Annotated in this window: 11 protein-coding genes; all 11 read right to left on the minus strand. The window is 70.0% G+C overall.

Going from position 1 to position 12,505, the window contains the following annotated elements; genetic code table 11:
• Window positions 1-21: 21 nt before the first annotated feature.
• The 11 genes from QM841_RS12635 to QM841_RS12685 are packed head-to-tail and all read right to left on the minus strand — an operon-like array spanning window position 22 to window position 12,338.
• Window positions 22-1,278 carry an ATP-grasp domain-containing protein gene (locus tag QM841_RS12635; RefSeq protein WP_283332252.1) on the minus strand — a complete coding sequence of 419 codons (1,257 nt, stop codon included), beginning with the start codon at window positions 1,276-1,278 and terminating at the stop codon, window positions 22-24.
• Window positions 1,275-2,594, minus strand: coding sequence for an MFS transporter (locus QM841_RS12640; protein WP_283332253.1), 1,320 nt, complete (start codon window positions 2,592-2,594; stop codon window positions 1,275-1,277). The genes QM841_RS12635 and QM841_RS12640 overlap by 4 nt, the downstream gene beginning before the upstream one ends.
• Entirely contained in the window at window positions 2,591-3,340 is a 750-nt protein-coding gene (locus QM841_RS12645) for a hypothetical protein (RefSeq protein ID WP_283332254.1), read from the minus strand. Before QM841_RS12645 ends, QM841_RS12640 begins: the two co-directional genes overlap by 4 nt.
• Entirely contained in the window at window positions 3,337-4,257 is a 921-nt protein-coding gene (locus tag QM841_RS12650) for a branched-chain amino acid transaminase (RefSeq protein WP_283332255.1), read from the minus strand. The genes QM841_RS12645 and QM841_RS12650 overlap by 4 nt, the downstream gene beginning before the upstream one ends.
• Window positions 4,248-5,513, minus strand: a complete 1,266-nt coding sequence (locus QM841_RS12655; RefSeq protein WP_283332256.1) for a GNAT family N-acetyltransferase — start codon at window positions 5,511-5,513, stop codon at window positions 4,248-4,250. The genes QM841_RS12650 and QM841_RS12655 overlap by 10 nt, the downstream gene beginning before the upstream one ends.
• Complete coding sequence (locus tag QM841_RS12660) at window positions 5,510-6,736, minus strand: ATP-grasp domain-containing protein (RefSeq protein ID WP_283332257.1); 1,227 nt, start codon at window positions 6,734-6,736, stop codon at window positions 5,510-5,512. Before QM841_RS12660 ends, QM841_RS12655 begins: the two co-directional genes overlap by 4 nt.
• Entirely contained in the window at window positions 6,733-7,809 is a 1,077-nt protein-coding gene (locus tag QM841_RS12665; RefSeq protein ID WP_283332258.1) for an Ldh family oxidoreductase, read from the minus strand. Before QM841_RS12665 ends, QM841_RS12660 begins: the two co-directional genes overlap by 4 nt.
• Window positions 7,806-9,296, minus strand: coding sequence for a GNAT family N-acetyltransferase (locus tag QM841_RS12670; protein ID WP_283332259.1), 1,491 nt, complete (start codon window positions 9,294-9,296; stop codon window positions 7,806-7,808). The genes QM841_RS12665 and QM841_RS12670 overlap by 4 nt, the downstream gene beginning before the upstream one ends.
• Window positions 9,293-10,615, minus strand: a complete 1,323-nt coding sequence (locus QM841_RS12675; protein ID WP_283332260.1) for a KamA family radical SAM protein — start codon at window positions 10,613-10,615, stop codon at window positions 9,293-9,295. Before QM841_RS12675 ends, QM841_RS12670 begins: the two co-directional genes overlap by 4 nt.
• On the minus strand, window positions 10,612-11,622 hold the full coding sequence (locus QM841_RS12680) for an AurF N-oxygenase family protein (RefSeq protein ID WP_283332261.1): 1,011 nt from the start codon (window positions 11,620-11,622) through the stop codon (window positions 10,612-10,614). Before QM841_RS12680 ends, QM841_RS12675 begins: the two co-directional genes overlap by 4 nt.
• The gene (locus QM841_RS12685) at window positions 11,619-12,338 is read right to left on the minus strand and encodes a TauD/TfdA family dioxygenase (RefSeq protein WP_283332262.1); all 720 of its coding nucleotides are present in this window, start codon (window positions 12,336-12,338) and stop codon (window positions 11,619-11,621) included. The genes QM841_RS12680 and QM841_RS12685 overlap by 4 nt, the downstream gene beginning before the upstream one ends.
• Window positions 12,339-12,505: the final 167 nt, after the last annotated feature.

The following is a 12,505-nucleotide window of genomic DNA, read 5'->3' on the forward strand; positions in this document are numbered from 1 at the left end:
CTCGGCGGAGCATCTGCGCGATCACACCGTCACCGTGCTCGCGGCGGCCACGCGCACCTGAAATTCGAGGCGTGACACGGCCTCCCGGGCGGCGTCGAGCGCCTGCTCGGCGGTGTCCCCGACCGCGCGTGCGCATGCGACACGCGAATCGGACGATTCCAGGACGCTGACCGCGCCGCCCGGGCGGACCAGGAGTTGTACGTCGGTCACGCCGTCGACGTTCCGGGCGTCGTCGACGCCGCTGACATCGGTGAGAACACCCGCGACCGGTGCGGCGGCGAACCAGATCGCGGAACAGCGGGCCGGCCGCTCCTCGGCGAGGACGGCCCGGATCCCGGGTAGAACCTTCTCCCCGACGGTCTGCCGCACAACGCATTCGGCGAGGTCCACGCCGGTGGCATCGAGGGCCAGGGACGGTATCTCGTCGCCGCCCATCCGCACATGGGTTTCGATCACCCGGGGACCGGTCGGGGTGAGCACGATCTCGGTGTGGGTCGCACCGAACTCCACACCGACGGCGTCGAGCACACTCGTCACGTACGTATGGATCCGTTCTTCCTGCTCCGCGGAGAGGGCTGCCGGTGCCACGTGCCCGAGTTCGACGAAGGTCGCCGGGTCGGAGAACTTGCGAGTGACGGCGACGATCTGGTGTTCGCCGCATTCCGAGAAGGCCTCCACGCTGAACTGCGGGCCCTCGTGGAACCGCTCGACGAGCACCCCGCTGGTAGTCAGGCCGTCGAAGTCGCCCCCGGCGCGCGCGAACGCCGCGGCCAGTGCGCTCTCCTCCCGAACCACGGCCACCCCGGCGCTGCCCGCGCCGCACACCGGTTTGACGACGCACGGAAACCCGTGTTCGAACGCGAAGGAACGCAACGCCTCCACGTCGGCGACGACGGCGGAGGCGGTGGCGTCGACGCCGGACTCGCGAAGCGCGGCCCGCATGGCGTTCTTGTCGTGGACCGACGTCACGGTGCGGCGTGAATGGGTGGACAGACCGAGGGCCTCCCCGATCGCGGCGCAGCGGTCCTGGTCGCGCTCGCCGAACGTGGCGATCCGGGTGAACGGATGCTGCGCATGCGCGGCCGCGGCCAGGGCGATCCACTCCTCGTCCGGCGCGTCGTGCCGCACGGCGATGACCCGCGAGTGCTCGGTCAGACAGCGAAGCTTGGCGACGAATTCCAGTCGGCAGATCACCGAGGTCTGTGTGCCGGGAAGGGCGTCGCGGACCCGGCCCGGGAGGTCGCGGCCGCTGCCGACGACGAGGACGTGTTCGGTCATTTCTTCACCTCGAGTAGCGAGAAGGGAGACAGTGCAGGAAGGTCGCCGGCCGGGCGTTCCTTCGTCCGTGCGCGTTCCGCGAGACTGCGACGCGCCGCCGTCCGGGAGACCAGTGCCGCGGCGCCGAACGTCCCGGCCAGGACGGGCCACGCCAGGAGACCGGCCGGCAACAGGACGACGACCAGAACGGCGGGGCCGAGCACCTTCTGGCCCGTCATGCCGAGGCTGAACGCGCCGAGATAGCGGGCCACGGCCGGCTGCGGGGACAGTTCGGCCGACAGTTCCCAGGCGGCCACGGAGTGGATGTTCTCGGCGATCGACAGTGCCACCACCGCAACGACGACGGCGGCGATCGCCGGTCCGGTGTCGGCCATCTGGCCGACGGCGAGTGCACCGCAGCAGAAGGCCATCAGCGCCCCGGTCCACGTCAGGAGTCGCGCCGCCGCGGTCGTGCCGTCGGCGAACCGGGAGACGTAGACCTGCAGGACCACCGTCAGCACGGTGTTGACCGCCATGAGCACCGGAACCCACCCGAGCGGCACCGACGTGTACTCGATGACCCAGATCGGGAGCAGAACGATCAGCACGGTGTCGTACAGCGACAGCACACCGTTGCCGACCGTGAAGACCATGAACCACCAGTCGCGGAACGGCGAGCGCACCGCGGTTCCGGCCGGCCCGGGATCAGCCGGGAGAGCCTTACGTTGCACCACCGTTCCCGTCCTCCGGAGTACGAACCGGACGGCGAACGCGATGACCACGAAGGAGATTCCGTTGCCCAGGAACAGCGCCGTGAACGCGGCGGAGGTGCCGGTCACGAAGACGACGCCCGCCAGCAGGAACCCCGCGGTGAGACCCACGTTCCGGATGGCGCGGATGGTGGCCATCGTCCGGGTCCGGTCGCGGCCGCCGATCACTGCCGTCACGACGGCCTGCTGGATCGGGCTGCTCGCCCGGTCGGCCGCGGTGAGCAGCACGGTGAGCACCAGGTAGCCGGTGAAGTCGGATACGACCGCGAAGCATCCGTAACCGATACCGCGCACCAGCAGGAGGGCCACATAGAACCGGCCCGGTCCCACCCGGTCGGCCAGCCTGCCGAGGGGCACCGGGGCGAGCAGGGCGAGCGCACCCGCTGTCGTGGTGGCCAGGGCGATCTGGTTCGCGGTGAGACCGACGACGCCGATGAAGTATAGGGCGAAGGACGCGAAGAACATCCCGGTGCCCAGCGAGTCGATGCCGGCGCCGACGGCGAGCGTGCGACCGGCCGGGCTGTCGGGGAGCAGCGCATCACCCAGCCGTCGCAGGCGGGCGTTCACGGGATGCTCCCCGGCGTCAGGAAGGCGTGCACCAGATCGGCCGACCGCTGCACGTGGGTGGGTGTCGCCGCCTCGGGCGCCGGACGCCGCAGGTGGTTCCAGGCGTACCGCCGGGCCGCGTTGACGAGTAGTTCGGCGTCCTGAGCCGACTCGGCCGACGCGGACTGCGCGACCAGCGCCGCCGCGATGAGGAGCCGGCTCATCCGGTCGACGAGCACCCACCCGGCGGCGGCGACGGTCGCGGGGTCTGCCCCCACCCATTCGTGGCGGGTTCTGTCCAGGGCACCGAGCGCGTCGTCCACCATCTGCCAGGCCGCGAGCAACCTGCCCTGGGGGGCCGCTCCGAGAAGCTCCCTGGCCCGGTGGGCGGCCGCGTCGAAGTGTTCGCGAATCGTCAGCAATTCCAACGCATGGGTGGTCAGGGTCCAGCAGTCGGACCGGGCGGTGCCGCTCCCATCGGCGCGGGTGGTGTCCGCGGCAAGGGAGTAGGCGATGCAGCGCCGGGCCACTCTCCGGGCGCGGCCGTGCGACTGCTCCGGGAGGGCCTGCCACGCCCGGGCGGCCATCACGTCGACGACCCGGTCGGCGATCTCCTCGCGACGCGCATTCGCCCACGCGCTGCCGTCGAGCAGGTATGCCGCGCTGGCGAATCCGGTGACGGCACCTTCCAGGATGCCGAGACCCTCGGCATCCCAGATCGCCGCGACCCGATCCGGTACGGCCGAAGACAGTAGACGCGTGCTCATGCGAACTCCAGCCAGTGCCGGTAGGTGGGCTCACGCCCGCGGACCACGTCGTGGAAGACGTCACGCAACTGTTTGGTGATCGGACCGCACCCGCCCGCCGCCACCGGGCGGTCGTCGACCGACGCCACCTGGACCACCTCGGCGGCCGTGCCGGTGAGAAACGCCTCGTCGGCGACGTAGAGCTCGCTGCGGGTCAGGCTCTGCTCCCTCACCGTGATCCCCAGGTCGCGGGCGAGCGTGATCACGGTGTCGCGGGTGAGACCGGGCAGGATGTTGTCGCCGACCGGCGGGGTGATCAGCTCACCGTCGCGGACGGCGAAGATGTTCGCGGCGGACGCTTCGGCCACGTGCCCGGTGGAGGTGAGCATCAGCGCGTCGTCGTAACCGGCGCGCAGCGCCCCGACCTTGGCCAGAGCCGAATTGACATAGGCTCCCGTCGCTTTGGCGAGCGGTGGGACCGAGTGGACACCGTTTCGTTGCCAGCTGCTGACGACGAGTCGGCAGCCCTCCTGGTCCGCGGTTTCGCCGAGGTACGAACCCCACGGCCACGCCGCGATCGCCACCCGGGCAGTGTCCAGCGCGGGCGCGACACCCATCGAGCCGTAGCCGAGGTAGACGATCGGTCGCAGATAACCGGAGTCCAGGCCCGTCCGGCGCAGCAGTTCGAGTGAGATCTCGGTGAGCTCGTCCACCGACCACCCGGGGTCCATCAGGTACACCCGTGCCGAGTCGTGCAGCCTTCGCAGGTGGTCGCGCAGCCGGAACACGGCCGGACCGCGGTCGGTCGCGTAGGCCCGGATGCCCTCGTAGACACCCCAGCCGTAGTGCAGACTCGGTGTCAGCACGTGGACCTGCGCCTGGTCCCAGGCGACGAATTCACCGTCCATCCAGACGGTGCCGGTCGGGATCAGTTCCATTGTTCTGCTTTCGGTTCGGTGGCGGCGGGCCGCCGGGACGGGACAGGGGCTGCCGGTGCACCGACCAGGTCCAGCCGCCGCTCGATGCTGCGCGACTGCAGCGTCAGAGCCTCTCGATACTTGTCGGCCCCTTCACCGCGGAAGGCGAACCAGCCCCAGCGGGGTCGCAGTTCGCATCCGCGGGCGATCTTGGCCTCGTAGGCGGCGAGTCCGTAGTGGACGCGACGGATGCCGTGCTCCACCGCCCAGCGCGCCGTCTCGTGGTAGGTCAGTGTCAGGTAGCAGCCACGAATCCCCGGGGCGAAGCCCGCGGTCCTGGCGAACAACGTGTCAGGGGTGCGGAGGTAGAGCACGAATCCCACGAGCCGACCGTCGAGTTCGGCACCGAGCACGACACACGAGTCACCCAATTCTTCACGGACGGCGTCGAAATCGCGTCGGACCCGGTCCTCGCCGCCGGGCAGTCCGTACTTGGCCCGGTGCGCGACCTGGAGGGCGACGACATCGTCGTCGATCGCCTCGCCACCCCAGCGGACCACCGTGCGGATGCCGACGTCGGTGTAGTCGGCGACCTCCTTGCGGAGCCGGGCGCGACGGCGTTTGCTCAGGCTCGCGACGTACTCCGGCCAGCTGTGGCCGCTCAGGTCCTGCACACCCTCGGCGCCCAGCAGGGCCGCCGTGTACCCGGTGCGGGTGGCGGACCCGTCCACATCGTCGGCGTCAGGACACCCGACGTACAGCAATGCCGCACTGCGGCAGCCGAGTTCGTCGCCGGCCTGGTGGAGCAGGCCGGGCAGGGCCGCCATGACCGCGCGGCGCTGATCGCGGGAACGGCCGGGCGCGTGCGCGACACCGTGGTGGTTTCCGAACGTCGCGAGCGCCACCGACGGGTACTGATCGTCGCGGGCACCGGACAGCGCCGCGGTCAGCTCGGCCCAGCGCAGCCGATCGGGGTGATCGAGCAATTCCGGTTCTGCCATCGGCCCTGCGGTTCCCGCCAGCCGGGGCGCGTCGTAGAAGAGCAGGCCCCCTGGCCGCGCCGTGATCAGCAGCGGCGCGACCGCGACGGTCCGGCCGTCCGCGCGCACCTCGAGGTATCGCACCTCGTGCAGGTCGGTGCGTTCGGTGAACCGCCACCACCGCGCGTCCTCCCAGATGATGTCCGGGTCGGCGATGCCCGCGAAGTCGGCGGCAGTCGGGCGGGCGCCGCGGGGCAGGACGTTGCCGGTGATCCCGTCGACATCGGTGGCGGTCATGCTGCGCCCTCGCTTTCGGCACGGTCCCAATCGAATCCGGCGCTGACCTGTTCTCCGGTGGCGATCAGCCGATTGCCCAGCGCCGTGAAATCGGGGTCGGTCACTACCCAGTAGGCGAGGAAGTCCGCCGACTTGCGCTCGTTGTACCGGGCAGGGGTCCAGTCGTCGCCGACGTGGGTGTTCAGCGTGAAGTCGTGCACGCCCGGCGGAGCGTCCGGCAGTCGCAGCACCCGGCCCCGGCGCGGCGGCACGCCGTAGAACGCTGCGTGCGGGGCGGTCGCCACCCGGTCCCGGACCGCGTCCAGGTCGGTCGGCAGCCCGCATTCCACCCGCGCCCAGAGATGCCGGGGGTCGATGCCCAGGACGTGGCGGAGCATCGTCGGGATCGGTCCGCCGCCGATCCGCGCGGCCACTTCGCAAAGCACGATGTCGCCGCCGGCGGTGACGAAGAACTCGGCGTGCACGCAGACGGTGAGCGGCGAGCCGAGTGCATCGACGAGCCGCCAGGTCTCGTCCACCAGGCGTGCGCAGACCGGGTCGGCGGTGTCGACCGACCGGGAGCCGAACGGGGCGTCGGTCCAGTGCTCGAGGCACCCCTGGCCGGTGTAGCGGGATGCGATGGCGGCCAACGGGTCTCCGGCTACGCGGAACGCGTCCACGTGGTGCACCGCACCGTCGACGAATTCCTCGACTTCGTACGGTGTCGCCGTGACGATGTCGGTGAGTCCGGCTGCCTGCGTCGGCGAATCGAGCACGTACACGCCGGTGGAGCCGGAACCGCAGCGCGGTTTGACGACGACGCGGCCCGGGTTCTCGGCCATGAAGTCGACGATGTCCGCCGGGCCGCGCACGGGGGCGAAGGCCGGGACGAGAAGCCCTGCGGCCTGCGCCAATTCCTTCATCCGGATCTTGTCGCGGTAGGCCCCTGCCGTGGCGGTCTCCAGGCCGGGGAGGCCGAGTTCGCCGCGCAGTCCGGCGGCCCGCTCCACGTCCACCTCGGCCAGCGCGAAGACCGCGGTCGGCCGGTGCCGTCCGGCGAGTTCCCGAGCGGCGGCCAGCACCGCGTTGTCGTCGTAGTAGTCGGTGACCGTGACGATCTCGGCGAATCCCTCACTCGGATCCGATCCCTCGGCGCAGACCGCCACCAGACGTCCGCGCATCTCCGGCAGCCACTGGGCGAAGGGCAGCCCGGCGGCGCGCGGGCTGATCAGTACGAGAATCATCGAGAAGCCTCCTTTCTCGTCACGGCCAATCCGTCGAAAGTTGTTTCCAGCGTGGCAAAGACCTCCGCGGTCCGGGGGTCGAGCGGTATTCCCCGCACCCGCCGTTCGCGCTCGTGGGCGCGTTGCGGATCGCCCGGGGCCACCACCGGTGTCCCGGTGGCGGGCGTTGATCCGCGGACGGTGCCGAGCAGGTCTGCCAGCCCGGCCGCGAAGTGCGCATGCCCGCTGAACGCTCCGGGATCGAGGGCGAGGACGAAATGGCCGACCCCTCGGCTTCGACCGGGCGTTCCCTCACCCACTTGCTCGAGCTGCCAGTCGGGCGGCGACCCGGTCAACACGGCCCCCAGCAGAGTGACCGCCATTGCCAGGCCCTGTCCCTTGTAGCCGCCGAGGGGTGACAGGGCGTACGCCTCGCCGGGTTCCGCGGTGGGCTGCCCGTCGCGGTCGGTGGCCCAGCCGCTGCCCAGTGGTCGCCCCTCGGCCCGGCGGTGCTTCACCTCACCGAAACACACCTGGCTGGTGGCCATGTCGAGGGCGAGCCCGTCGTCCCCCGTGCCCGCGGCCACGCTGATCGGGTTGGTGCCGAACAGCGGCTCGACCCCGCCGTACGGAGCGACCCGGGAGGCGGCGGACGTGACGGCGATGCCGATCATCCCCTGCCCGGCCAGGTGCCGGGTGTACACCGACGCCGCGCCGAAGTGGTTGGAATTGCGCACACCCACCGCCGCGACGCCGAAGGCCTTGGCCCGGTCGGCTGCCAGGCGGGCGGCGGCGAGTCCGGCGAGCACGCCGAGTGCGCCGTCCGCGTCCAGCAGCAGTCCGGCCCCACGGTCCCGGACCACGGTCGGGCACGCCGCCGCATTCGCGACGCCGGTCGCGAGTTCGTCCAGGTATTGCGGCAGCAGCCGCAGACCGTGGGTGTCGATGCCGCGCAGGGAGGTGTCGACGAGCGCGGCAGCCACCTGATCGGCGTCGTCCTCCGGCACTCCCGCCTCGACGAGTGCGATCGAGGCGAGCCAGTGGGCCTCCTGCTCGTCGATCAGCGAACCAGTGTTCGGTGTCTGGTGGATCATGAAGCACTCCAATGCATGAAGACGTGGGGCCCGATGCCCGGGATGTCGAATTCCGGGCCCAGAATCCGGAAGCCCTGCTTGACGTAGAAGCCGGCGGCGGTGGTGCGGGCGTTGCACCAGACCGCACCGGCGCCGGCCAGCGCGGCGTTCGTGAGTACGGTGCGCAGGAGTGTGGTCCCCGGACCGGTACCGCGAACCTCCTCGAGGGTGGCCATACCGCGGAGGCGCCACCCCCGGCCGGGGAGAAGACCCGGCACGGCGTGCGTTTCGGGGGGATCCTCGTGGTACAGCGAGGCCACGCCGACCGGGCGCCCCGCGACGAGGATGGCGAAGTGCCGGGTGCCGGCGTGCGCGTCCTCGGGGTAGACGCAGGTCTCGGCCGGCTGACCGGGCCGGAGCACGGTATGTCGGATCGGTCGCACGTCGGCGGCGGACACCGGCCGAACCCGCCAGCCGTGGGCGGCCGGATCGGGAAGGTAACCGGAACCGGGACGATCCGGCAGGGTGACGCGTCCGGCGCCGTCGAGCGTCAGTCCACGGCCGGTGTTCACCGCCAGAAGATCGACTGCGTCGACATCCAGGTGGTCGGCCAATCCCCCGAGATGGGCTGTGGCCGACACCCCGGCCGCGGATTCGGGCATGCACCCGAGCATCGTGATCAGACCGCGTTCACGCGCCCGGCGCAGCAGCGCGAGCGACGGGGTGATGCCTCCGGCCTTCATCGGCTTCACGTTGATGCCGTCGAACGCGTCGGTGCAGGCGTCCAGGTCTTGCGGCGACGCGATGCTCTCGTCCGCGATCACCGGGATCGGGCTGCGCTCCTTCAGGATCCGGGCATCGCGCCACGCCGAGCGCGGAAACGGCTGCTCGATCAGCTGCACGCCGAGTTCCTGCAGGCCGGGCAGGACGGGGAGCAGCCGGGACAGCTCCCACCCGCAGTTGCCGTCCAGGGAGAACGGCGCGGTCGTATGGCAGCGGAGTTCCTTGACGACGGTGAGGTCGCCCGGATCGGCGAGCTTGATCTTGTACGCCGACCACCCGGGTCGCTCGCGGAGTTTGCGGACCATCACCTCGGTCTCGTCGAGCCCGATGCTGAAGCTGGAGCGCAACTCCTGCGGGCGTCCCAGCCCGAGGGACTGCCACAGCGGCACACCGAGCAGCCGTGCCCGCAGGTCGTGCACCGCGGTGTCGAGGGCGGCCAGGACGAACGGCGAATCGGGAAGCTCCGCGGACAGGGCTCGCCACACGGCGAACGGGTCGTCGGGACCGAGGTCGATCAGTAACGCCGCAATCCGCCGCAGATCCGCGTGCATCCGGTCCAGGCCCGAGTTGTAGTGGTCGGTCATGAACGCGGATGCCTCGCCGAACCCGGCGACACCGTCCTGCTCCACCTCCACCACCAGGCCCCGCTGCACCGGAATCGCTTCTCGGGCAGAGCGCCACAGATGCCGTTGCGTCAAGCTGATCTCGTGCGCGGTGACCTTCACGCGGTGCCTCCGACGCCGAAGAACTCGCGGTCGCGCGGGCCGTGCGGGCGGAGGTCGTCCCACCACTGCGCGTGCTCGTCGTATTTCGCGAAGAACGGTTTGCCGACCAGGTCGGGCCGGCGTGCCTGCAGGAACCGCAGCGCGAACGCACGTCCGCCGTCGAGATCGACGACGCCGTCGACCACGACCTTCCCCGGCGACGCCGACATCACCGGACCCCGCGCGGTCCGCCCGAGTCCGGAGACCCGTTGCAGCGCTTCGCGGTAGATGTCGACCGCTCGCGCCAGTGGCAGACCGAAATACGGTCGCGCACCGGTGTCCCGCTCGACGAACATGTAGTACGGCACGACCCGGTTGCGGACCTGCGCCTGCCAGAGGTCGGCCCACGTGCGCGGGTCGTCGTTGACGTGACGCACCACCGGCGCCTGAGCGCGGAGCACCGCGCCGGTCGACGCCAGCCGGGCCAGCGCCGTCCGGGCGGCATCGGTCTGCAGTTCCGCGACGTGCGACAGGTGCAGCATCATCGCGACGTGTTTCCCGGCGGCGGTCAGCCGCTCGAGCAACCGCAACAGGTCGTCGGCTTCCGGCCCGGCCAACAGCCGGTACGGCCAGAACGAGACGGCCTTCGTGCCGATCCGGATCGTCTCGACGTGTTCTCGCCCCGGTTCGAGTAGCGGCTGCAGATACGAGGCCAGCAACTCGGTCCGCATGACCAGTGGGTCGCCGCCGGTCAACAGCACGTCGGTGATACCGGGGTGCAGGTCGAGGTACCGGGTCATCGCCTCCGGCCCGGACATGGCCATCTTCAGGTCCGGGGTGTCGACGAACTGCGCCCAGCGGAAGCAGTAGCCGCAATAGCTGTGGCAGGTCTGCCCCTGGCGGGGGAACACCAGCAGGGTCTCGGCGTACTTGTGCTGCATGCCCGAACCGTCGATGTCGTCGTGCTGCGGAACGTTCATGCTCAGCTGGTCGCCGGGATGCGGGTTCAGCGCGGCCCGGACCGTGTCGACGGCCTGCCGGACGGTGCCCCGATCTCTTTGCGCCACAGCCCGTTCGATCAGCGCGAAGTGCTCGGGCTCGAGCATGTCGCGGTGCGGGAACGTCAGCCGGTAGATCGGGTCGTCCGGCGCACGGCCCCAGTCGATCAGTTCGTCGACGACGTAGCTGCTGACCTTGAACGGCAGCACCTGGGAGACCACGTGGGCCTCGTGCCCCAGGGTCGGATCGCCGGTTCGTTCGGCGACGAGCTTGCGGAGCCGGTCGCCGCTGATCGATCGCGGAGCGAGGGCTGTGCGGGTGTCGATATCGAGCACGGTCATTTGTCCGTCACCGCCAGGCCCCAGTCGAAGTCGACTTCGCCCAGAACATTCATGTCCGACATCAGCGAATACAGACCGCTGTAGTCGCGCACGAGCCGCGAACCGGACTTCTCGGCCCGCACGTCGGCGAGCATCTTCTCCCATCCGGTGACCTTCTCGATCCGGAAGATCGCCTCCCACGTCGAGTAGTCCGTGGCGACGAACGCGTTCAGTCCGGCGACCAGCATGTCCAGGAAGAATCGGCGTTTGACGGGGTCCAGCATGTCGTACACCAGCTTCGCCATCTCGTCGGAAATGGATGCGTGGCAGTACTCGTCCCGGTTGTGCAGCTTTGCGGTGGTGGAGTTGACCACCTGGATGTCATGATCGTCGGCGAGCAGATCGAGATACGCGTTGATCGAGATCTCGGACACCGTGGCGAAGGCCAGCGTGGTCAGGCTGCGCTGCCAGCGTTCGGCGGCACGGGCCCGCAGCCGACGGTGTGCCCGTGAGGTGTGGGATTCGGGTAACGCGCTGTCGGGGAACGGGTTCCCTCGTTTACGTCTGGTCAGCGCACTCGCGTTGATGTGCATCAGGGTGTGGTACTGCTCGTCGACCATGGCCTGGGCGAGGGCGATATCCATGTCCTGGCCGCCGAGACCGGGGAACTCCCCGTCCATGACGAGCGCGAACGCCGGGTTGGCGACGCGTTGCTCGGCGAGCACCGTGTGCCGGTTGTACGCGATCCAGGCCCAGCTCAGCAGCCGCGACCGCAGCGCGTCGGGCATCGCCTGCCACGTCGGATGGTCGCGGAACGGCACGATGCCCTCGGGGTAGTCGGCCCGGCCGGCGTCGAACAACTCGTCGAGGTCGGGCTCGTCGCGCTTCACCGTCGACCGTCGGTGCCAGTTGCCGGCGAGGCGGCTGATGACGGCGTTCTCGGCTTCGTCGGCGGGGTCGAACGACGGCAGTCCGGGGAGGTGGACCAGGCCGTCGGCGTCGGAGCACTGCAGGTCGTCGATGATCATGCGCGGGTCCGGTCGCCGGCCCAGAAACGGGTGAGGTGACGGGCGCGGTCGGCGTACTCCGAGCGCGCGTGCAGCATGCGCTGGTTGTCCCAGATGAGCAGCGCATTCTCGGGAATCAGCACGCGGGTGCGCAGTTCGTGGAACAGGTCGCTGACGCGATGCGCCAACCTGCGACCGGCCAGGCCGAGCGGCAGCCGAGTGTCGTCGACGTCGGAGTCGTGGTGTGGGTCGTAGTCGGCCGCGGTGAGCAGGTTGTAGCTGAAGCGCAGGGCGGTGCGGCCGGTGTCGTCCGCGCCCAGCATCGCGGTGCGTACACCCCCGTCCGGGCCCGGGAAGGTCAGTTCGGCGTCCGTCATCAAGGTGAGCTCGGCCGGTTCCAGGGCGTCGACGAGCCGCCGGATGTCGAGCAGATCGGTGTGGCCGCCGCCGCAGCGCGCCTGCCGGTGGCAGAACAGCGCCAGGTACGCCGGGCTGGGATTCCAGCCCGGGGCCTCGGTATGCGCCAGAATCGTGTTCGCGCTCTGCGAGTACGCCCGATGATCGTTGCCGGGACGGTACGTCACCTCGTGGGTGAGCAGACCGTTGTATTGCGGGACCAGATCACCCAGGGAGCCAACCACTTCCGCTGCAGCGGTGCGGTCGGGCACGTCGTGGACGACGACATAGCCGTCCTCCCCCAGCCGGGACCGGTCGAGACGGCCTTCCACCGTTTCCATACCCGCAGAAACGACATGACAATTCGGCGACATCCATTCCTCCATTCCGAAAACCCGACTGGGATACGTACCCCGTGATGCCGGTCGTTCGAGACCGGGATCGTCGTGATCGGTTTCAAGAATGTGGTCGTGCCGCCACGCACACCAGGCACCCTAGGGGAGCCAAA

It is taken from the genome of Rhodococcus sp. IEGM 1307, from assembly GCF_030056915.1.
GTDB lineage: Bacteria > Actinomycetota > Actinomycetes > Mycobacteriales > Mycobacteriaceae > Rhodococcus_F > Rhodococcus_F opacus_D.

Coding starts and splice junctions, on each gene's coding strand:
- QM841_RS12685 (WP_283332262.1), bottom strand. CDS start 12,338: ATGGAAACGGTGGAAGGCCGTCTCGACCGGTCCCGGCTGGGGGAGGAC.
- QM841_RS12680 (WP_283332261.1), bottom strand. CDS start 11,622: ATGATCATCGACGACCTGCAGTGCTCCGACGCCGACGGCCTGGTCCAC.
- QM841_RS12635 (WP_283332252.1), bottom strand. CDS start 1,278: ATGACCGAACACGTCCTCGTCGTCGGCAGCGGCCGCGACCTCCCGGGC.
- QM841_RS12675 (WP_283332260.1), bottom strand. CDS start 10,615: ATGACCGTGCTCGATATCGACACCCGCACAGCCCTCGCTCCGCGATCG.
- QM841_RS12660 (WP_283332257.1), bottom strand. CDS start 6,736: ATGATTCTCGTACTGATCAGCCCGCGCGCCGCCGGGCTGCCCTTCGCC.
- QM841_RS12645 (WP_283332254.1), bottom strand. CDS start 3,340: ATGAGCACGCGTCTACTGTCTTCGGCCGTACCGGATCGGGTCGCGGCG.
- QM841_RS12655 (WP_283332256.1), bottom strand. CDS start 5,513: ATGACCGCCACCGATGTCGACGGGATCACCGGCAACGTCCTGCCCCGC.
- QM841_RS12650 (WP_283332255.1), bottom strand. CDS start 4,257: ATGGAACTGATCCCGACCGGCACCGTCTGGATGGACGGTGAATTCGTC.
- QM841_RS12665 (WP_283332258.1), bottom strand. CDS start 7,809: ATGATCCACCAGACACCGAACACTGGTTCGCTGATCGACGAGCAGGAG.